Raw genomic sequence first — 19,930 nt, 5'->3', positions numbered from 1 at the left:
TTACGACACGTCGGCTTGCATCTTCTGCCAGACCACGTCCCGGGTCACCGGCAGCTCCGTGAACCGCACGCCCGTCGCGTCCCGCAGCGCGTTCGCGAACGCCGGCGCCACCGGGTTGAAGGGGCTCTCGCTCATCGACTTCGCGCCCAGCGGCCCGATCGCGTCCGACGTCTCCATGAAGTGCACCTCGGTGCGCGGGACGTCGGCGTACTGCGGCAGCCGGTAGCGGCGGAAGGCCGCCGTCGTGACCTCGCCGCGCTCGTCGACGCGTACGGTCTCGAAGAGCGTGGCCCCCAGCGCCTGCGCGACACCGCCCTCGACCTGCCCCAGGCACTGCATCGGGTTCATGACCTTGCCCGCGTCCGCCGCGTGCACACTGCGCAGGATCTTCATCTCTCCCGTGCCGGGGTCGACGGCCACCCGGAACCACTGCGCGTTGAAGGCCACCGAGCGCGGGCTGCCGCCCCAGTGCCCCTCCGCGCTGATCTCGGCGGCGCGGCCCGACGCGTGGGCGGCCTCGTACAGCTCCTTGAGCGTGACGACCCGGCCCGCGCAGTCGAAGGCCTCGGCGCCGAGCGTGCACAGGTGGCGGGCCACGCCCGTGTGCCGGGCGGCGAACGTCTTCAGGCGCTCCGCCAGCGAGGTCGCCGCCAGCAGCACCGCCTTGCCCGCGACCACGGTGCCCGCCGAGCCGAACGCGCCGGTGTCGTGCCGTACGACGTCGGTGTCGGACTGGCGGATCGCGATCCGGTCGGCGGTCGTGGCCAGCGCGCCCGCCGTGATCTGTTTGTGGACGGTCGTGGTGCCGTTGCCGAACTCGGCGGTGCCGACCGCGATGTCGTACGTGCCGTCCGACATCAGACTGACGGTCGCGTCCGCGTAGTGGCCCCCGGGCGGGCCGGTGGCGATCATCGACATGGCGGTGCCCTGGCCGGTGAGCCAGCCCGGCGGGACCTGCTCGGCGCTGGTGTCCTCCTCGATGGCCCTGCGGACCACCGCCAGGCACTGCGCCAGGCCGTAGGAGGCGATGAACAGGTCCTCCTCGTGCCCGATCGGGGTCTCCAGGGGCTCGCCCGCGCCGATGATGTTCCTCTCCCGGAACACCAGCGGGTCCATCCCCAGCTGCCGGGCCGTCTCGTCCATGGCGGACTCGACGGCGAAGGTGACCTGGCCCAGGCCGTACCCGCGGAAGGCACCCGCCGGCACGGCGTTGGTGTAGACGGAGAAGGCGTCGACCTTCTTGTGCGGGGCCCGGTAGACGGCGAAGGACTCGCCGACGCTGTGGAACATCACGGCCGGGCCGTGGTTGCCGTACGCGCCGGTGTTGGAGACCACCCGCATCTGAATCGCCGTCAGGGTGCCGTCGGCGCGGGCTCCCAGCTTGATGGTGATCGTGAACGGGTGGCGGGTGGTCGCGCCGTAGAACTGCTCGGCGCGGGTGTACTCCAGCTTCACCGGCCGCCGCAGCTTGAGCGCGGCCAGGACCACGATGTCCTCGGTCAGCATCTCCTGCTTGCCGCCGAACCCGCCGCCCACCCGGCCCGCGACCACGCGGACCTCGTCCTCGGGCAGGCCGTACAGGGCGCACAGCGCGCGGCGGGTCAGGAACGGGGTCTGGGTGGAGGACCGGACGGTGATCCGTTCCCCCGTGCCGTCCTCCTTCGGCTCGAAGTAGGCCACGCAGCCGTGCGTCTCCAGGCTGGCGTGCTGCACGCGCTGGGTGCGGTACGTCTCCTCGTGGATCACCGAGGCCTCGGCGAAGCCGTCGGCGACGCAGCCGATCTCGCCGTGCACCTCGCCGGCCACGTTGTTCCCGACCCGCGCGATCCGCGACTCGGGACCCTTTCCGGCGTGGATGACGGGCGCGCCCTCGGCCATCGCCTCCTCGGGGTCGATGACGTACGGCAGTTCCTCGTACGTGACCCGGATCCGGCGGCAGCCCTCCTCGGCCGCGCCCTCGGTGTCGGCGACGACGGCGGCGACGCGCTGGCCGACGTACCGCACGACGCTGTCCAGGACCCGGGTGTCGTCGGGGTCCTCGGTGGGGTGTTCGTGGCGGGCGGAGGAGTACAGCACGTCCGGGGCGTCCTCGTGGGTGAGGACGGCGTGCACGCCGGGCACGGCCAGGGCCTCGGAGGTGTCGATGCCCACGATCCGGGCGTGCGGGTGCGGGGAGCGCAGCAGCTTCATGTGCAGCAGCCCCGGGACCTCGACGTCGAAGGTGTAGCGGGCGGTGCCGGTGACGACCTGGGGGCCGGCCGGCGCGCCCAGGCTGCGGCCCACGGCCTCGCCGGCGCAGGGGCGTTCGACGTGCTGGACGCCGCGGACGGCGTCCTCGATGGCGCGGTAGCCCGTGCAGCGGCAGATGTTGCCCTTGAAGGCGCGCGGCAGGTCCGCCAGCTTGCCGTCGTCGTGGGCGGTGCCCCGCTCGGCCTCCAGGGCGGCGGTGGTCATCAGGAACCCGGCCGTGCAGAAGCCGCACTGGAAGCCCTGGGCCTGGAGGAACTTCTGCTGGACGGGGTGCAGTTCGCCGTCCGGGCGGGCCAGGCCCTCGACCGTGGTCACGCTGCGGCCGCCGGCCCGTACGGCGGGGTAGAGGCAGCTGTGCACCGGGCTGCCGTCGACGTGGACGGTGCAGGCCCCGCAGTCGCCCTGGTCGCAGCCCTTCTTCACACCGAACCAGCCGCGGTCGCGCAGGTAGGTGCGCAGGCACTGGCCGGGGCGCGGCTCGGTGTCGAAGCGCTGCCGGTTGATCTCGATCTCGTAGCTCATCGCGCGGCCTCCTGGGTGAGGGTGAGTTCGCGGCGGATCTCCTCGGCCAGGCGCAGCGCCATGTGGCGGCGCCAGGCGGGGAGGCCGTGGATGTCGTCGAACCAGTCCGCGGCCGGGACGGTGGTGTCGATGGCGTCGCGCAGCTCGGCCGCGGTCGGCGGCAGCGGGAACCAGAAGCGGAACGGGCGGGTGGTGGCGGCCGTGACCGTGAGGGCGAAGGAGCCGTCCTGCGGGTCGGAGGTGCCGATGACCAGCGCGCCGGAGCGGCCGAGTCCGTACAGGGACGCCTGCCGGAAGGCGGTACGGCAGCCCAGCGCGCGGGCGGGCAGGGTGACCGAGCGCAGCAGGTCGCCCTCGCGCAGGTCCTTGACGCCGGCGCCGCGGATGAAGTCGGTGACGGGCACGCGCCGGGTGCCGCCGTCCTGGCCCAGCAGCAGGCAGACGCCGTCGAGGGCGGCGGTCAGCGAGATGACCGGCCCGGCGGGCAGACCGTTGCAGAGGTTCCCGCCGACCGTCGCCATGTTCCAGATCTTGAACGAGGCGAGGAAGGCGCGGCAGCACTGCTCGAACAGCGGGGCGGCGAGGGCGGACAGGCTCCGGCCGAAGCGCGAGAGCTCGGTGATGGTGCAGGTCGCGGCGATGTCGAGGGAGCCGTCGTCCTGCCAGGACAGGGGCGCCCAGCCCATCCGGGAGAGGTCGATCAGACGGCGTATGCGGGGCTGCGGCTCGGAGAAGAGGTACGTGCCGCCGCCGAGGTAGGCATCGCCGGGCCGCCAGGGCTCACGGCGGCGCGCATCGCGCACGTCGAGCACCGTGTTGAGATCCATTTCCGCCACTTCCTCGGTCGGGTACGGCCAGTGAAGCAACGGGGGCCGGGGCGGATCGACTGGTCCCGGACACGGAAAAGCCCCGGCGCGCGGCAGCCGCCCCTGGTGGATCATCCAAGACCCTGCCCAGCCGGTTCGCCTTGCATTTACGATGGAACATCTCGCATCCGCCTCGCGAATGTGGGCGTGATCGCGGCCCTGCCCCGGGCTGCCGGGCCGCCACCCACCGCAAGGAGTCCCCGCCATGCACGTCCTCGACCTGCTCCAGACCGAGAGCCTGGGCCTCACCCTGCTGTGGGGCGAACCGTCCCTTCTCGGCCAGGAGGTCAGCGGGGTCACCGCCACCGACCTGGAGGACCCGCGCCGGTTCCTGGGCCCCGGGGAGATCGTGCTCAGCGGGCTGGTGTGGTGGACGGACGGCGACCTGGCGAAGGCGGACCGGTTCGTCGCGGCGCTCGCCGACGCCGGGGCCACCGCGCTGCTGGCAGGCGAGGAGACCCACGGGCGGGTCCCGCAGGAGCTCGTCGCGGCCTGCCGCGCGTACCGGGTGCCGGTGATCGCGGTGCCGGCACGGACCAGCTTCCGCGCGGTGACCGAGGCGGTCTACCTGCGGCAGTGGGGCGACCTGAGCCGCCGCCCGACCCGGCTCTTCGCGCTGCCGGAGAACGTGCGCAGCGAGCTCAGCCGGCTGCTGGAGGACGACGCCGGCCCGGCCGAACTGCTGGACCGGGCGTGCGCGCACCTGGGCCGGGTGCCCTGCTACCTGCTGACCACGAGCGGCCGCACGGTGGCCCGTACCCCGTCGGCGCCCGCGATCCCGGCGCAGCGGGCGGCGGGCGTGCTGACCGGGCTGACGCTGCGGATCGAGGCCGAGAGCTCCCCGTACGACGCGTGGCAGCTGCACGTGCCGGACGCGGACGCGGCGCCGCCGCGGGTCCTGCACGAGATCGCCGAGGTCTTGGCGCAGTACCGGGACGGGCAGGCGCGGCGGGCGGCGGCGGCGCGGGCGGCCGGGGAACGGCTGGCCGGCCTGCTGGAGGCGCCCGCGGTGGAACCGGGCGTCCTGGAGGAGGCCCTGGTCGCGGCCGGCCTGCCGGCGGCCGGACGGTACCTGGTGCTGGCGGCGACCTCGGGGGACGCGCTGGTGGAGGCGCTGCGGCACGCGGAGGCCGCGGGGACGGACGTGACCGCCGCGGCCGTCGGGGAGACGGTGGCGGTCGTGGCCCTCGCGGGCGACGCGGGTGATGCCGGCGGCTCCGTGGGCGATGCCGGCGACTGTGCGGGCGACCGCGGCGGCGTACCGGAGGCGCGGCTCGGCGCCGGGCTGCGCGCGCTGTGGCCGCTGCTGCGGGCCTGCCGGCCGGAGGCCGACCTGCGGGTGGGCATCGGCGGCCCGGCGGCCGGCCCCGCCGGGCTGCGGGCGGCGCTCACCCGGGCCCTGTTCGCCCGCGCCGCGACCGACGAGCGGGCACCCGTACGGGAGGTGGCGGAACTGGGCACCCTGGCGGAGCTGCTGGCGGGGGTGCCGGCCGAGGTGCGCACGGTGTACCGGACCCGGGTGCTGGGAGCGCTCGGGGACGGGATGCTGCGCGAGACGCTGGAGGTGTTCCTGGCGAACAACTGCTCCTGGACCCGTACGGCCGAGGCACTGCACCTGCACGTGAACACGGTCCACTACCGGATCGAGCGCGTGGAGTCCCTGACGGGCCGTGACCTCTCCCGCCTGGACCACAAGCTGGACCTGTACGCGGCGCTGCGCTGCCTGTGACCCCCGGCGCGCTGCCGGGGCATGCGCCTCGGCCGAAGCCTCAGCCCAGGTCGATGTGCACGTTGGTGGACTTCACCCGCGCGGTGACCGTCACGCCGACCTCGATGCCGAGTTCCTCGACCGACTCGCGCGTCACCAGGGACACGATGCGGTGCGGGCCCGACTGGATCTCCACCTGCGCCGCCACGTCGTCCACCCTCACGCCGGTCACGATGCCGGCGAAGGCGTTGCGCACGGAGGTGGCCGGGCTGTTCTCGGGAACCGGGTGCATCCCGGCCGCCCGTTCCTGGGCGAACGCGGCGAGCGCCGCGCCGTCGATGCTGCGGACCCCGTCGTCCTGCCGGACGGCGGGCAGCCGCCCGGCGTCCGTCCAGCGCCGGACGGTCTCCGGACTCACGCCCAGCAGGCCGGCGGCCTGCCCGATGGTGTACTGCGGCACGTAGGCACTCTAGGGGGTGCCCGCCCCGTCGGGCGCCCCTGCGGGACCGGCGTGCGCTCAGGAGCCGACGTGCGCTCAGGACCCGGCGCGGGCCGCCCGTGCCAGCAGCAGCCGGCGCTCGCTGGCGTTCCGGGTGAGCGCGGCCGCCCGTTCGAACTCCGCCCGTGCCTCGGCGCTGCGCCCCAGCCGCTCCAGCAGGTCCCCGCGCACGCTCGGCAGCAGGTGGTAGTCCTTCAGGGCCGGTTCGGCCGCCAGCGCGTCCACCAGCGCCAGCCCCGCCGCCGGGCCCTCGGCCATCGACACGGCGACCGCCCGGTTCAGCTCCACGACCGGGGACGGGGTCAGCGCCATCAGCCGGCCGTACAGGGCCGCGATCGCCGGCCAGTCGGTGTCCTCGTACCGGACCGGCTGCGCGTGGTACGCCGCGATCGTGGCCTGGACGGCGTACGGCCCGTGGCCCGCGTGCTGCAGCGCCTCGAGCCCGCGCAGGACGAGCAGCCGGTTCCACTTCGAGCGGTCCTGGTCGGCGAGGAGCACCGGCGCGCCGTCGGGCCCGGTGCGGGCCGGGATCCGCGAGGCCTGGAACTCCAGGAGCGCCGCCAGCGCGTGCACCTCGCCCTCCCCGGGCATCAGGCCCGCCAGCACCCGGGCCAGCCGCAGGGCGTCCTCGCACAGGGCCGGCCGGACCAGGTCGTCGCCGGCGGTGGCGGCGTAGCCCTCGTTGAAGATCAGGTAGATGACCTCCAGGACGGAACCGAGCCGGGCCTCGCGGTCCGCGCCGTACGGCACCTCGAAGGGCACGTCGGCCTTCGCCAGCGTCCGCTTCGCCCGGACGATCCGCTGCGCGACCGTCGGCTCGGACGTGAGGAACGCCCGCGCGATCTCCTCCGTCGTCAGCCCGCCCAGCAGGCGCAGCGTGAGCGCGATCCTGCCTTGCGTCGACAGGACCGGATGGCACGCCGTGAAGATCAGCCGCAGCAGGTCGTCGTCGATGTCGTCCGCGTCGGCGGGCTCGGGCGGCGGCGCGACCGCGTCCGGCTGCGCGCGCCCGACCTCCGCCAGCTTGCGCGCGTACGTCTCCTTGCGGCGGACGAGGTCGATCGCGCGGTGCTTGGCGGTGGCCATGAGCCAGGCGCCGGGCCGGTCCGGGACGCCTGCCGCCGGCCACTGTTCCAGCGCCGCGACCAGCGCGTCCTGCGCGATCTCCTCGGCGATGCCGACGTCGCGCACGATACGGGTGACGCCCGCGATGATCCGGGCGGACTCGATCCTGAACACCGCTTCGACCGTCCGGGCCACGCTCGCTGCCGTCACGGCCACCCATCAGAGCAGCCGCCCGTCCCGCCGGGCAAGCGCGACCCGGCGGCACGGACGGCCGACCTCGCTCAGCCCTCGATCTCGCGGACCTCGCACGTCACGGTCCAGTGCGGCGGGTGGATCTCCAGGAACCGCCGGGCCCACTCGACCGCCTCGGCCTTGTCCTTGGCCTGGATGAGGGAGTAGCCGCCGATGACCTCCTTGGTCTCGGTGAACGGGCCGTCGGTGTAGCCGACCTTCCCGTCGGCCCAGGTCACCCGGGTGGCCTCGGCGGTCGGCTTCAGGCCGGCCGTGTCCAGCATGACCCCGGCCTTGGTGATCTCCTCGAACAGCGCTCCCATGCGTGCGTCGAAGTCGGGCCCGGGGGCGTCGGCGGGCGGGTTCTGCTCGTCGATGCGGATCAGCGTCAGGTAGCGCGGCATGGTGGCTCCTCGGTCAGGAGGACGGGGCTCGTTCCCCGTCTCTCACCCCTGCGTCGAACGGGAGACGGCCGGATCGACACCTCCCCCGGAAATCTTTCCGGGAATCCTCCGGAGCCGCCCCCGTACGCCCGTGTCCCGTACGCCCGCGTCCCCGTACTCTCACCCGGAGAAAATCTGCTGCGGCCGGAGTACACTTCGCGGTGTTCTGCCGCTGAAGTGAGAGGTCTGTGTGACCCCGAAATCCCCGGCCCGCACCCCCGACCGTTTCGACGACGACGACTATCCGGCGTACACGATGGGCCGGGCTGCGGAAATGATCGACGCGACCCCCGCGTTCCTGCGGGCGCTGGGTGAGGCGGGGCTGATCACACCCCTGCGGTCGGAGGGCGGACACCGCCGCTATTCCCGCCACCAGCTGCGCGTCGCGGCCCGCGCGCGCGAGCTGGTGGGCCAGGGCACCCCGGTCGAGGCGGCCTGCCGGATCGTCCTCCTGGAGGGGCAGCTGGCCCAGGCCCTGCGGGACAACGAGGAACTGCGGCGGGACCTGCGAAGCCGCTGACGCCCGCCGGAGCCGGTGAAACCCTATGCCGACCGATACAGAATTACGGCAATCGCGGCAGGGGAAATAACCTCCTTCGAAGGAATTCGGTCTTCCTGTCCATGGTTTCCGGGGCGGCGCGGGGGTGCTGTGGTAGTTTCGAAAGAAGTTGCAGTTGTGGTTCCCAGTGCGTCGAGCATTACCGGTCTTTTCCGGCGGGGCAATCATCGCGGCGACGCGGGGTGTGCACAGTGCCCACCCCGGGACCTGCCCCGTTAGAGGAGATCTTTCATGGCTACTGGCATCGTGAAGTGGTTCAACGCCGAAAAGGGCTTCGGCTTCATCGCGCAGGACGGCGGCGGCGCCGACGTCTTCGCCCACTACTCCAACATCGTCTCCAACGGCTTCCGTGAGCTCCAGGAGGGCCAGAAGGTGTCGTTCGACGTCACCCAGGGCCCGAAGGGCCCCCAGGCTGAGAACATCGTCTCCGCCTGATCACAGGACGCACGCCCGGCCGGGGCCCGCACCTTGGGGTGCGGGCCCCGGTTCGCGTTCCCCCAGGGCCCACGGCCCGGCTGCCGCCCCATGGACCTCTACCCGTCGCTGGCCGGCGGCGGGTTCCCGTTCGCCACGGAGGAACCCTCATGCGCTGCGTGATCGCCCGCTTTCCCTTCGAACTGACCAAAGGCGGAGTAGAGGCGTCCATGAAGGGCGTCGTGCCCGAGCCCGTCATCGACGCGTCCGCGACCATCGACGGCCGCGTCTACCCCGTCAAGCAGGTCGGCCGCATCATCACCGGCCAGGACCCCCGCGACTTCACCGCAGGCGAGGTCTACCGCGCCCTGGTCCGCCTGGGCTTCACCTGCCGCGCCACGCCCACCGCCGACCCGTCCGGCCTCTCCCAGGCCTGACGCCACGATGTGACGTGGTCCATGTCGGCCGCTCTGCTCCTGGTGCGTGCGCCGCACCGCATACGTAGAAGGGCCCCGCTGCAAGCAGCGGGGCCCTTCTACAACGTGCCCGGTGAGGCACTGGCGGAGGATACGAGATTCGAACTCGTGAGGGGTTGCCCCCAACACGCTTTCCAAGCGTGCGCCCTAGGCCTCTAGGCGAATCCTCCGCCGCAAACAATACAAGACGCTGAGGGGTGCTAGCGAACGTGATCCGCGGGGTGGGGGAGCGGGTCGATTCCGGGGCCGTCCATCGGCTACGCTGGGGCCAGCCCCTCACGTGGCGCTATCTCACCCAACTCCCCCAGGGCCGGAAGGCAGCAAGGGTAAGTGGGCTCTGGCGGGTGCGTGGGGGGCGCTTTGCGTTCGGTGGCCGTCGTTGTCGGTGGGCCCGGATACGCTCGTAAGCGTGTCGTCCCTTGCGCTGTACCGCCGCTACCGCCCTGAGTCGTTCGCCGAGGTCATCGGGCAGGAGCATGTCACCGCTCCGCTCATGCAGGCCCTGCGCAACAACCGGGTCAATCACGCGTACCTGTTCAGTGGGCCGCGCGGATGCGGCAAGACCACGAGTGCGCGCATCCTCGCCCGCTGTCTGAACTGTGAGCAAGGTCCCACCCCCACGCCCTGCGGGGAGTGCCAGTCCTGCCGGGACCTCGCGCGCAACGGGCCGGGTTCCATCGACGTCATCGAGATCGACGCCGCGTCGCACGGTGGCGTGGACGATGCCCGCGACCTGCGCGAGAAGGCGTTCTTCGGCCCGGCGAGCAGCCGGTACAAGATCTACATCATCGACGAGGCCCACATGGTCACCTCGGCGGGGTTCAACGCCCTGCTGAAGGTCGTCGAGGAGCCGCCGGAGCACCTCAAGTTCATCTTCGCCACGACCGAGCCGGAGAAGGTCATCGGGACCATCCGGTCCCGCACGCACCACTATCCGTTCCGGCTGGTGCCCCCCGGCACGCTGCGCGAGTACCTCGGTGAGGTCTGCGGCCGCGAGGGCATCCCCGTCGAGGACGGGGTGCTGCCGCTGGTCGTGCGGGCCGGCGCCGGGTCCGTGCGTGACTCGATGTCCGTCATGGACCAGCTGCTGGCGGGCGCGGCCGACGACGGTGTGACGTATGCCATGGCCACCTCCCTCCTCGGGTACACGGACGGCTCGCTGCTCGACTCCGTCGTGGACGCGTTCGCCGCCGGGGACGGGGCGGCCGCCTTCGAGGTCGTGGACCGCGTCGTCGAGGGCGGCAACGACCCGCGCCGTTTCGTCGCCGACCTGCTGGAGCGGCTGCGCGACCTGGTGATCCTGGCCGCCGTGCCCGATGCCGGGGAGAAGGGCCTGATCGACGCCCCGGCCGACGTGGTCGAACGGATGCAGGCGCAGGCCTCGGTGTTCGGCGCCGCCGAGCTGTCGCGGGCGGCCGACCTCGTCAACGCCGGCCTCACGGAGATGCGCGGGGCGACCTCGCCCCGGCTCCAGCTCGAACTGATCTGTGCGCGGGTGCTGCTGCCGGCCGCCTTCGACGACGAGCGGTCCTTCCAGGCCCGCCTCGACCGGCTCGAGCGCGGCGGCGTGGTGATGGCCGCCCAGGGCGCGCCCGTCATGGGGTACGTCCCGGGGCCGGAGGCCCACGGCATGGCTCCCGTCCCGCCCGCCGGTCCCGTTGCGGCCGCTGACGGTCCGGCCGGGGCGCGTGCCGCCGTACGGGGGACCGGGGCCCCCGGTGCGCCCGCCGCCCCGCCCGCTCCGGCGCCGGCACCGGCACCCGCGCCCGCCCCAGTCCGGGACGAGCCGGTCGCCGCCGCGCCCGCCGCCCCGGCCGCCCCCGCCCCCGGCGCCTGGCCCGGTGCCGCTCAGCCCGGTGCCGCGCCCGCGCCCGCCCCTGCCTCCGCGCCCGCCCCTGCCCCCGGCGCCTGGCCGGGTGCGGCGACGCCCGGGTCCGCCGCCCCCGCCGCGGCCGGTGCGTGGCCGAGCGCCGCAGCGCCCGGGTCCGTCCCCGCCGCCGCCCCGGCCCCGGCGCCGCAGCCGGCGGCCCCCGCGCCCGACCGGCCCGCCGCGGCCGCGGCCGCGTCCCCCGGCATGGCCGCCGGGGCCGGCCAGGTGCAGGCCATGTGGCCCGGGATCCTGGAGGCCGTCAAGAACCGCCGCCGTTTCACCTGGATCCTGCTCAGCCAGAACGCCCAGGTCACCGGCTTCGACGGCACGACCCTCCAGCTGGGCTTCCCCAACCCCGGCGCCCGGGACAACTTCTCCAGCAGCGGCAGCGAGGACGTGCTCAAGGCGGTCCTGGCCGAGCAGTTCCAGGTCAACTGGAAGATCGACGCCGTCGTGGGCGGTGGCGGCCCCGCGCCGGCCGCCCCGTCCGGGTACGGCGGGGCGCCCGCGTACGGCGCCCCCGCGGCCCCCGCCCACACCCCCCCGCCGGCGCCGGCCGCCCCGGCGTACACGCCGGCGTCCCCGGCCCCGCAGGCCCCCCAGGCGGCCCCCGCCCCCGACCGGACCCCGCCGCCGCAGGCCGCGGCCCCGCCGCCGGTCGCCCCCGAGGACGACGTACCGGAGGACGACGACCCGGACCTGGTCGAGAGCGCGCTCAGCGGTCACGACCTGATCGTGCGCGAGCTCGGAGCCACCGTGGTGGAGGAATATACGAACGAGTAGCGGCGCCGAGTTGGGTGCCCGCACGAAGGGAACCCTGCCGCGCGGGCTAGGCTGAGCGGCGTGAAGGTCCTCGTCATCGGCGGCGGCGCCCGCGAACACGCCCTGTGCCGCTCTCTGTCCCTCGATCCCGACGTCACCGCGCTGTACTGCGCCCCCGGTAACGCCGGGATCGCGGACGTGGCCGAGCTGCGGGAGGTCGACCAGCTCGACGGCGACGCCGTCGCGCGCCTGGCCACCGAGCTCGGCGCCGGCCTCGTCGTCGTCGGCCCGGAGGCGCCGCTGGTCGCCGGGGTCGCCGACGCCGTCCGCGCGGCCGGCGTACCCGTCTTCGGCCCGTCCGCCGAGGCGGCCCGGCTGGAGGGCTCCAAGGCCTTCGCCAAGGACGTCATGGCGGCGGCCGGCGTCCCGACGGCCCGCTCGTACGTCTGCACCAACCCCGAGGAGGTCGACGAGGCCCTCGACGCCTTCGGCGCCCCGTACGTCGTCAAGGACGACGGCCTGGCCGCGGGCAAGGGCGTCGTGGTGACCGAGGACCGCGAGGCGGCCCGCGCGCACGCGCTGGCCTGCGACCGCGTCGTCATCGAGGAGTACCTCGACGGCCCCGAGGTCTCCCTCTTCGCCATCACCGACGGCATCACCGTCCTGCCCCTGCAGCCCGCCCAGGACTTCAAGCGCGCGCTCGACGGGGACCAGGGCCCCAACACCGGCGGCATGGGCGCGTACTCGCCGCTGCCGTGGGCGGACCCGAAGCTGGTCGACGAGGTCATGGCCACCGTCCTGCAGCCCACCGTCGACGAGCTGCGCCGCCGCGGCACGCCGTTCTCCGGCCTGCTCTACGCCGGACTGGCGATCACCTCGCGCGGCGTGCGCGTGATCGAGTTCAACGCGCGCTTCGGCGACCCCGAGACCCAGGTCGTCCTCGCCCGGCTGCGCACCCCGCTGGCCAGCGTCCTGCTGAACGCCGCCAACGGCACGCTGGACGCCGAGCCGCCGCTGAACTGGCGCGACGACGCGGCCGTCACGGTGGTCGTGGCCAGCCACAACTACCCCGGTACGCCGCGCACCGGCGACCCGATCGAGGGCCTGGACGCGATCGCGGAGCAGGACGCCCCCGAGGCGTACGTCCTGCACGCCGGGACCCGGCGCGAGGGTGACGCCGTCGTCAGTGCGGGCGGACGGGTGCTGTCGGTGACGGCGACCGGTCCGGACCTGGCACAGGCGCGGGAGAGGGCGTATAAGGCGGTCGCGCGGATCCGGCTGGCCGGCTCGCAGCACCGCACCGACATCGCCGCCCAGGCGGCTCAGGCGGCCGCCGGCCGCTGAGCGGCGGCCGCAGGACCGGCCGTGCGAGCGGCCGTGTGAGCGGCCGGTCCGGACGAACGTGCAGGAACGAGCCCCGCGGGCCCGGAGCGCCGACAGTGCGCCCGGGCCCGCGCGCGTGCGTGCTCGGGCGGGTGCGCCCGGCCGCGGGCCGGACGCGGCCAGCTTTACCCAAAGCCATTCCATCGGGTGATCGATGCACGGTCCGCCTGACGGCCGGGCACACCCCAACTAGGGTGCGGCGCAAGCATTCCGGCACTTGGCCCACCGGCATTGCGATGTCGGTGGCGGGTGTCACAGTGGGGGAGTGAGCAAAGCCGCCGCAGGGCAGAGGGGGTGAGGTCCGGTCGTGTCCGGAACCGGTTCGTTCATGGAGGCGGGCGCGCGGTCCGCGCGCTCGCGGGCCCTCGCCGTGCTGCGGGTGCGCAGCACGGCGCTGGCCTTCGTGCTGCTGCCGGCCGCCGTCGCGGTGGTGCTGGTCACCGCGCGTATGACGGGACGGCTGACCGGGGATCCCTGGCCGGTCGTGACCCTGGTGGTCTGTGCCGTCGGCGCCGTGGTGCTGCTGACCGGCGGGATCTTCGCCGCGGTGGTGGTGCGGGCGAGCCCGGCCGTGACACCCACGGTGCCGCTGTCCGAGGCGGCCGCCCCCGACCTCTACCGCCTGGTGCGTGACCTGGCCGAGCGGCTGGAGGTCCCGGCGCCGTCCGCGATAGCGCTGACGCCCGACTGCGACAGCTGGCTGGAGGACCGTACGCACGCCGCGCACCGGCGCCGGGGCATATCGGATGCCGCGGACCCGGGAGCCGCGCCGGTGCTGGTCATCGGTTCCCCGTTCCTGTGGTGGATGCGGGTCGGCGAGCTGCGGGCGGTCCTCGCCCCGGTCGTCGCCGGTACGGGTCCTTCCGCGCACCCCGACATAGCCGATGCCCGGCGCTTCGTCCGCGGGCTCGACGCCGCGGTGGACGTGGGCAACGGGCGGGGGCTGGGCTGGATCGCCCGGCCGGCCCGGCTGCTGCTGCGGCTGTGCCGCGCGGACGCCGCCGAGATGGAGCGCGGGGTGGCCGCGGCCGCCTCGGAGCGGGCGCAGAGCGTGGACTACGGGCTGCGCATCGTCGCCCAGGAGCAGGTGGGTCTGGCCTACGCGGGCTGGGACCGGCTGCTGACCCGGGTCGCGCTGCCCGCGTGGCGGATGGGCCGCTGGCCGGCCCACCTGGACGCGGGCGTGGTCTCGGCGCTGACCGAGCTGTCCCGGCGGGACCGCCTGGCCGAGGGGTTCACCTCCCGGCTCGGCGAGCGGCCGGCGTGCGACCTGCTGGAGGAACCGGGCGTGGTGGACGAGGCGGCGTCGCTGCTGGCGGCACGGCTCTTCCACGGCGGCCCGGCCCAGCCGGGGCCGGACTGGTCGCCGGTGGCCTGGTCGGCGTACCCGGAGGAGGTCGTGGACCGCAAGTGGCGCACGGAGGCGGCGCGGCTGCACCACGCGCTGGACGCGCTGGCCGTGCCGGCGGGTGCCGCGCCGGTGCCGGCGCCGCCGTCGGCGGCGGACGGGTTCGCGGGGCCGACGCTGGATCGGGTGCTGGACTACCTGGCCACGAGCGGGGAGTGCGACGCGCTCGCCGGGCGGCTGAGCGGTGACCTGGCGCGTGAGGAGCGGTCCGGCGGTGCCGGGCAGGCGCACGCGCGCGGGGCGGACGCGGTGCCGCTGTTCCCCCTCCAGCCGCCCAGGAGCGGCCGGGACCTGCTGGCCGACCACGTCACGGCGATGGTGTGCTGTGCCGCGGTCGACTCGGCGGGCGCCGCGCCGGGCCTGGACTGGCTGGACGGCCCGGTCCTCCTGGTCGCCGGCGAACGCCGCGCCGACCTCGCCCCACGCGTCCTGTCCCTGGTCGAGGACGGCGACGCGGGCCCCCTGCGCGACTGGCTGACCGAAATCGGCGTCCGCCCGGAAAAACCGGTCCGCCTGGTCTGACCGCCCCCGACCGACCCACCACCTCCCCCACGGGGACCCACCCACCCACCCGGCCGAGCCGGCCCAGGCAGCCGCGCGCTCCCCAGGCGCGGGGAGGGCCTTCACCGGGCCGTCGGCCGGCCCGTCCGGAGGCATGCCGTGCCGGGCCGGCAGGCCGCTGCGGCCCCTCAGGTCGATCCGCCTCGCCCCGGCAGGGGCCGCCCCACCCGGCAGGGGCGGCCCCCCCCCGGGCAGCCCCTGCCCCCGCCCGGCGGGCGCCCCGTCCCCCCGCACCCGTGGAGCCAGTCGCGTCAATTCGCGACGAACGGTGACGGACTGCGTGCGTTATGTGATGTGCTGGGACCGGTCGCGGACGGGCCGCGTTCGGGTGAGCCCGGGACAGGGAGGGGAGAGCGGTATGGGTGCCGACCAGATCCGGCGGTGGGAGTCGGGCGCGCTCGCCCACGCGGTGAGCGATCCCTTCGGGCAGGGCCCCCTGCCGTGGTTCCGGGGCAGCGAGCTGTACTTCGACGACACCGGCCAGGTCGTGCCCTGGTACGTCGACATCCCCGGCCCCCGCGCCGACCGCAACTCCGGCGGCCCGCGGACCGCCGACGACGTGCACCGCCAGATCAAGGGCTTCGCCTCCACCGGCGCCGTGGCCCCCGGCGAGGCCATCGACTTCCACGTCACCGTCGACCCGCCCCAGCAGTTCTCCGTCGACGTCTACCGCATCGGCCACTACGGCGGCGACGGCGCCAGCAAGATCCACTCCAGCCCCCGGCTCAGCGGCATCGTCCAGCCCGCCCCCCTCACCGCCGACCGGACCGTCTCCTGCCACCACTGGTGGCTGTCCTGGCGGCTCCAGGTCCCCTCGTACTGGAACCTCGGCGCCTACGTCGCCGTCCTCACCACCGCCGACGGCTACCGCTCGCACATCCCCTTCACGGTCCGCGACGACCACCCCGCCGACCTCCTGCTCCTCCTGCCCGACATCACCTGGCAGGCGTACAACCTCTATCCCGAGGACGGCCGCACCGGCGCCAGCCTGTACCACGCCTGGGACGAGGACGGCCGGCTCCTCGGCGAGAAGGACGCGGCCATCACCGTGTCCTTCGACCGCCCCTACGCCGGTGCCGGCCTCCCCCTGCACGTCGGGCACGCCTACGACTTCATCCGCTGGGCCGAGCGCTACGGCTACGACCTCGCCTACGCCGACACCCGCGACCTGCACTCCGGCCGCGTCGACCCGGCCCGCTACCGCGGCCTGGTCTTCCCCGGCCACGACGAGTACTGGTCGGCGCCCATGCGCCGGACCGCCGAGGCCGCCCGCGAGCACGGCACCTCGCTGGTCTTCCTCTCCGCCAACACCATGTACTGGCAGGTCGAGTTGAGCCCTTCCCCCTCCGGGGTCCCCGACCGCCTGCTCACGTGCCGAAAACGCCGCGGGCCGGGCCGCCCCACCCTCTGGCGCGAGGTCGACCGCCCCGAACAGCAGCTCCTGGGCATCCAGTACGCCGGCCGCGTCCCCGAACCGGCCCCGCTGATCGTGCGCAACGCCACCCACTGGCTGTGGGACTCCACCGGCGCTGCCGACGGCGACGAGCTCGACGGCCTGGTCGCGGGCGAGGCCGACCGCTACTTCCCCCGCACCCAGCTCCCCGAGCACCAGGACCGGATCCTGCTCGCCCACTCCCCGTACGAGGACGGCGACGGCCACCGCCGGCACCAGGAGACCTCCCTGTACCGCGCCCCCAGCGGCGCCCTCGTCTTCGCCTCCGGCACCTTCGCCTGGTCCCCGGCCCTCGACCGCCCGGGCCACGTCGACGAGCGGATCCAGCGGGCCACGGCCAACCTCCTCGACCGGATCTGCAAGCGCGACTGACCGCCGGACCGGAGCCCCGTGCCGGTGACGGGGCACCCGTACGGGAGAATGGGACCGCGCTCGTACAGAACCACAGGGAGACCCCGTGTCCGGATTCGTCGAAAAGCCCGAGCCGGTGCAGGTGCCCGGCCTCGTCCACCTCCACACCGGCAAGGTGCGCGACCTCTACCGGAACGAAGCCGGCGATCTCGTCATGGTCGCCAGCGACCGCATGTCCGCGTACGACTGGGTGCTCCCCACCGAGATCCCGGACAAGGGCCGCGTCCTGACCCAGCTGTCCCTGTGGTGGTTCGACCAGCTCGCCGACCTCGTCCCGAACCACGTCCTGGGCACCGACCTGCCCGCCGGCGCCCCCGCCGACTGGGCCGGCCGCACCCTCGTCTGCAAGAACCTGGAGATGATCCCGGTCGAGTGCGTGGCCCGCGGCTACCTCACCGGCTCCGGCCTCGCCGAGTACGAGCAGACCCGCACCGTCTGCGGACTCGCCCTCCCCGAGGGCCTGGTGGACGGCTCCGAGCTGCCCGCGCCGATCTTCACCCCGGCCGCCAAGGCCGCCGTCGGCGAGCACGACGAGAACGTCTCCTACGAGGAGGTCGCCCGCCAGGTCGGCGCCGAGACCGCGGCCGTACTGCGCCAGACCACCCTCGCCGTCTACGGCCGGGCCCGCGGCATCGCCCGAGAGCGCGGCGTGATCCTCGCGGACACCAAGTTCGAGTTCGGCTTCGCCGACGGGGAACTGGTGATCGCCGACGAGGTGCTGACCCCGGACTCGTCCCGCTTCTGGCCGGCCGACGCGTGGGAGCCGGGCCACGCCCAGCCGAGCTACGACAAGCAGTTCGTGCGCGACTGGCTGACCTCGCCCGCCTCCGGCTGGGACCGCCGCGGCGAGACGCCCCCGCCGGCCCTGCCGCAGGAGATCGTCGACGCGACCCGCGCCAAGTACGTCGAGGCGTACGAGCGGATCACCGGCCAGGCCTGGTCGTAGCCGCGTACGGCACCCCCCCCCGGGGCCCGGAAACGGGCTCCCGGGGCACGGCCGCATCCCATGCCCTGGTTGCCGGACACGACGAAGGCCCCGGTCTGATGACCGGGGCCTTCGCCTCACGAGCGGACGACGAGATTCGAACTCGCGACCCTCACCTTGGCAAGGTGATGCTCTACCAACTGAGCCACGTCCGCATGCGCCGAAGCGCGAGACCCACTATACCCAACCTCGCTCGCGTGCGAGACGTACCGCCGTGTGCCGGTTCTCCGCACCCAGCTTCGACGCCGCCGACGAGAGGTAGTTCCGTACCGTCCCCTGCGACAGCACGGCCCGCTCCGCGATCTCCGCGATCGGCGCCCCGTCCGCCGCGAGTTCCAGCACCTCGGCCTCCCGCGCGGTCAGCGGCGAGTCCCCGGCGCTGATCGCGTCGGCCGCCAACTCCGGGTCCACGTAGCGGCCTCCGCCGTGCACGGTCCGGATGATCTCGGCGAGCTTCTGCGCCGAGACGGTCTTGGGCGCGAAGGCCCGCACCCCGGCCGCCAGCGCCCGCTTCAGGTGCCCGGGTCGGCCGTGACTGGTTACGATCATGGTCTTGCAGTCCGGGAGTTCGGCCCGCAGCGATGTGGCGACACTCACACCGTCGGCCCCCGGCATCTGCATGTCGAGCACGGCCACGTCCGGCCGGTGCGCCCGCGCCATCGCGAGCGCCTCCGGCCCCGACGCCGCCTCGGCCACGACCAGCAGGTCGTCCTCCAGCGCCAGGAGCGCGGCGACCGCGGCCCGGATCAGGTGTTCGTCGTCGGCCAGCAGCACGCGTACGGGGCTCACGCCCGCACCTCCTGTTCAGGGATCTCGGCAACCTCGGGGCTCTCCACCCGCAGCTCGTGCTCCGGGATCCGCGCGGTCAGCCGGAACCGGCCGCCGGCGATCCGTCCAGCCTCCAGCGTCCCGTCCACCGAGGCGAGCCGCTCGCGCAGCCCGGCGAGTCCGGAGCCGGGGCGCCCGGCGGGCTCCGCCGGGACGCCGTCGTTCTCCACCACCAGCTCCAGCGAGTCCCCCGTTCCCGCCGTGAGCCGGATCACGCAGCGGTGCGCGTCCCCGTGCCGCAGCACGTTGGTGGTGGCCTCGCGCACCACCCAGCCCAGCGCCGACTGCACCGCCGGCGGCAGGGTACGCCGCTCCCGCCGCTCCACGCGGCAGTGGATCCCGGCGGCGCTCAGCACCCCGCGGGCGCCTTCGAGCTCCACCGTGAGGTCGGCCTGGCGGTAGCCGCGCACCACGTCGCGCACCTCGCGCTGCGACTCCCGCGCGATCCGCTGGACCTCGATCATCTGCTCCACCGCCTCGGGGCGTTCGCGCCGGGCCAGCTGCACCGCCAGCTCGCTCTTGAGGGCGATCACCGCGAGGTTGCGGCCCATCACGTCGTGCAGGTCGCGGCCGAACCGCAGCCGTTCCTCGGCCACCGCCAGCTGGGCCTCGAGCTCGCGCGACCGGTCCAGCTGCCACACCGTCGTCAGCAGCCAGGACGAGAACCCGCAGGTGAAGGAGAGGAACACGGCGGCGATCAGGACGCCGATCGTGTAGCCGAGGACGTCGGGGCGGGGCATACCGAGGGCCAGGGCCGCCAGGCCCGTGGCGAGGGCGACGGCCGGCGGGACGTACCGCATGTGCCGGACCTTCTTCAGGCACAGCACCACCGAGCCGCTCGACCAGCAGGTCATCCCCACCACGAGCGTCGCGCCGACTCCGGTCGGCAGCCGCCCGGAACTCTCCAGTGCGAGGACGCACAGCACCGCGGCGCCCGTGGCGCCGAGCAGGACGCCCAGCATCCGCACCGGCCGGTCCCGCCGTTCCACCACCCAGTCCAGGGCCTTGGAGGAGAGCACTCCGCACAACAGCGCGTGCGCGCACACCATCAGGCACAGGGCCCACTCCAACGGGCCCGGTCCCTTCCCCTCGTTGGGCAGGGGCGTCAGGCCGATCGAGACGATCTCGATCAGGACGAAGAAGTGGAAGGACCAGCGGGTGTAGAGCTCGACCTTCGCGGCCTGACTGCGGTTCTTCCACCACCCGGTCAGTTTCGACACGTTCCCCGTCCCCCCT

The 19,930-nt window shown here is 74.1% G+C and carries 16 protein-coding genes, 2 tRNA genes and 1 other RNA gene; 10 read left to right on the top strand and 9 right to left on the bottom strand.

Going from position 1 to position 19,930, the window contains the following annotated elements; all coding sequences use genetic code 11:
• Together ACZ6KO_RS29065 and ACZ6KO_RS29060 are read right to left on the bottom strand one after the other, a co-directional pair.
• Nucleotides 1-2,772: a molybdopterin-dependent oxidoreductase gene (locus ACZ6KO_RS29065; protein WP_469306980.1), complete on the bottom strand. Its 2,772-nt coding sequence runs from the start codon at nucleotides 2,770-2,772 to the stop codon at nucleotides 1-3.
• Complete coding sequence (locus tag ACZ6KO_RS29060; RefSeq protein ID WP_469306979.1) at nucleotides 2,769-3,599, bottom strand: FAD binding domain-containing protein; 831 nt, start codon at nucleotides 3,597-3,599, stop codon at nucleotides 2,769-2,771. The genes ACZ6KO_RS29065 and ACZ6KO_RS29060 overlap by 4 nt, the downstream gene beginning before the upstream one ends.
• 244 nt (nucleotides 3,600-3,843) lie before the next feature.
• Here ACZ6KO_RS29060 and ACZ6KO_RS29055 point away from each other — a divergent pair, with 244 nt between their 5' ends.
• Nucleotides 3,844-5,367, top strand: a complete 1,524-nt coding sequence (locus ACZ6KO_RS29055) for a helix-turn-helix domain-containing protein (RefSeq protein WP_469306978.1) — start codon at nucleotides 3,844-3,846, stop codon at nucleotides 5,365-5,367.
• Between the two features lie 40 nt (nucleotides 5,368-5,407).
• Here the strand turns inward: ACZ6KO_RS29055 and ACZ6KO_RS29050 are convergent, their stop codons facing one another.
• From ACZ6KO_RS29050 to ACZ6KO_RS29040, 3 genes are all read right to left on the bottom strand, one after another.
• The gene (locus tag ACZ6KO_RS29050; protein WP_469306977.1) at nucleotides 5,408-5,806 is read right to left on the bottom strand and encodes a TOBE domain-containing protein; all 399 of its coding nucleotides are present in this window, start codon (nucleotides 5,804-5,806) and stop codon (nucleotides 5,408-5,410) included.
• A gap of 75 nt (nucleotides 5,807-5,881) precedes the next feature.
• Nucleotides 5,882-7,126, bottom strand: coding sequence for an RNA polymerase sigma factor (locus ACZ6KO_RS29045; RefSeq protein ID WP_469306976.1), 1,245 nt, complete (start codon nucleotides 7,124-7,126; stop codon nucleotides 5,882-5,884).
• Between the two features lie 65 nt (nucleotides 7,127-7,191).
• Nucleotides 7,192-7,545 (bottom strand): YciI family protein, encoded by a 354-nt coding sequence (locus tag ACZ6KO_RS29040; protein WP_469306975.1) that lies wholly within the window; start codon nucleotides 7,543-7,545, stop codon nucleotides 7,192-7,194.
• Between the two features lie 229 nt (nucleotides 7,546-7,774).
• Here ACZ6KO_RS29040 and ACZ6KO_RS29035 point away from each other — a divergent pair, with 229 nt between their 5' ends.
• The 3 genes from ACZ6KO_RS29035 (at nucleotide 7,775) to ACZ6KO_RS29025 (ending at nucleotide 8,994) form a co-directional block, all read left to right on the top strand.
• Nucleotides 7,775-8,104, top strand: a complete 330-nt coding sequence (locus tag ACZ6KO_RS29035; RefSeq protein ID WP_469306974.1) for a MerR family transcriptional regulator — start codon at nucleotides 7,775-7,777, stop codon at nucleotides 8,102-8,104.
• Between the two features lie 270 nt (nucleotides 8,105-8,374).
• Nucleotides 8,375-8,578: a cold-shock protein gene (locus ACZ6KO_RS29030; RefSeq protein ID WP_401444454.1), complete on the top strand. Its 204-nt coding sequence runs from the start codon at nucleotides 8,375-8,377 to the stop codon at nucleotides 8,576-8,578.
• Nucleotides 8,579-8,727: 149 nt separating this feature from the next.
• Nucleotides 8,728-8,994, top strand: a complete 267-nt coding sequence (locus ACZ6KO_RS29025; protein WP_469306973.1) for an SCO5918 family protein — start codon at nucleotides 8,728-8,730, stop codon at nucleotides 8,992-8,994.
• A gap of 121 nt (nucleotides 8,995-9,115) precedes the next feature.
• Here the strand turns inward: ACZ6KO_RS29025 and ACZ6KO_RS29020 are convergent.
• A tRNA-Ser gene (locus tag ACZ6KO_RS29020) sits at nucleotides 9,116-9,203 on the bottom strand.
• Nucleotides 9,204-9,300: 97 nt separating this feature from the next.
• Between ACZ6KO_RS29020 and ffs the strand changes: the two genes are divergently transcribed.
• The 6 genes from ffs (at nucleotide 9,301) to ACZ6KO_RS28990 (ending at nucleotide 17,827) form a co-directional block, all read left to right on the top strand.
• An RNA gene (gene ffs / locus ACZ6KO_RS29015) (signal recognition particle sRNA small type) lies at nucleotides 9,301-9,399 on the top strand.
• Nucleotides 9,400-9,442: 43 nt separating this feature from the next.
• Nucleotides 9,443-11,686, top strand: coding sequence for a DNA polymerase III subunit gamma and tau (locus ACZ6KO_RS29010; RefSeq protein ID WP_469306972.1), 2,244 nt, complete (start codon nucleotides 9,443-9,445; stop codon nucleotides 11,684-11,686).
• 60 nt (nucleotides 11,687-11,746) lie between these two features.
• Nucleotides 11,747-13,009, top strand: a complete 1,263-nt coding sequence (gene purD / locus ACZ6KO_RS29005; RefSeq protein WP_469306971.1) for a phosphoribosylamine--glycine ligase — start codon at nucleotides 11,747-11,749, stop codon at nucleotides 13,007-13,009.
• Between the two features lie 346 nt (nucleotides 13,010-13,355).
• Entirely contained in the window at nucleotides 13,356-14,978 is a 1,623-nt protein-coding gene (locus tag ACZ6KO_RS29000) for a M48 family metalloprotease (protein WP_469306970.1), read from the top strand.
• Nucleotides 14,979-15,375: 397 nt separating this feature from the next.
• Entirely contained in the window at nucleotides 15,376-16,842 is a 1,467-nt protein-coding gene (locus ACZ6KO_RS28995; RefSeq protein ID WP_469306969.1) for a N,N-dimethylformamidase beta subunit family domain-containing protein, read from the top strand.
• Between the two features lie 85 nt (nucleotides 16,843-16,927).
• Complete coding sequence (locus ACZ6KO_RS28990; protein ID WP_469306968.1) at nucleotides 16,928-17,827, top strand: phosphoribosylaminoimidazolesuccinocarboxamide synthase; 900 nt, start codon at nucleotides 16,928-16,930, stop codon at nucleotides 17,825-17,827.
• 121 nt (nucleotides 17,828-17,948) lie between these two features.
• On the opposite strand, the gene ACZ6KO_RS28985 is transcribed toward ACZ6KO_RS28990, so the two are convergent.
• The 3 genes from ACZ6KO_RS28985 to ACZ6KO_RS28975 form a co-directional block, all read right to left on the bottom strand.
• Nucleotides 17,949-18,021 (bottom strand) — tRNA-Gly (locus ACZ6KO_RS28985).
• 22 nt (nucleotides 18,022-18,043) lie between these two features.
• On the bottom strand, nucleotides 18,044-18,655 hold the full coding sequence (locus ACZ6KO_RS28980; RefSeq protein ID WP_401456164.1) for a response regulator: 612 nt from the start codon (nucleotides 18,653-18,655) through the stop codon (nucleotides 18,044-18,046).
• Nucleotides 18,652-19,914 carry a sensor histidine kinase gene (locus ACZ6KO_RS28975; RefSeq protein ID WP_469306967.1) on the bottom strand — a complete coding sequence of 421 codons (1,263 nt, stop codon included), beginning with the start codon at nucleotides 19,912-19,914 and terminating at the stop codon, nucleotides 18,652-18,654. Before ACZ6KO_RS28975 ends, ACZ6KO_RS28980 begins: the two co-directional genes overlap by 4 nt.
• Nucleotides 19,915-19,930: the final 16 nt, after the last annotated feature.

The sequence above is a fragment of the Streptomyces sp. NPDC042102 genome, from assembly GCF_055582305.1.
Note: the sequence above shows the minus strand (reverse complement) of the source record. Positions and strands in the feature narration are given on the sequence as shown.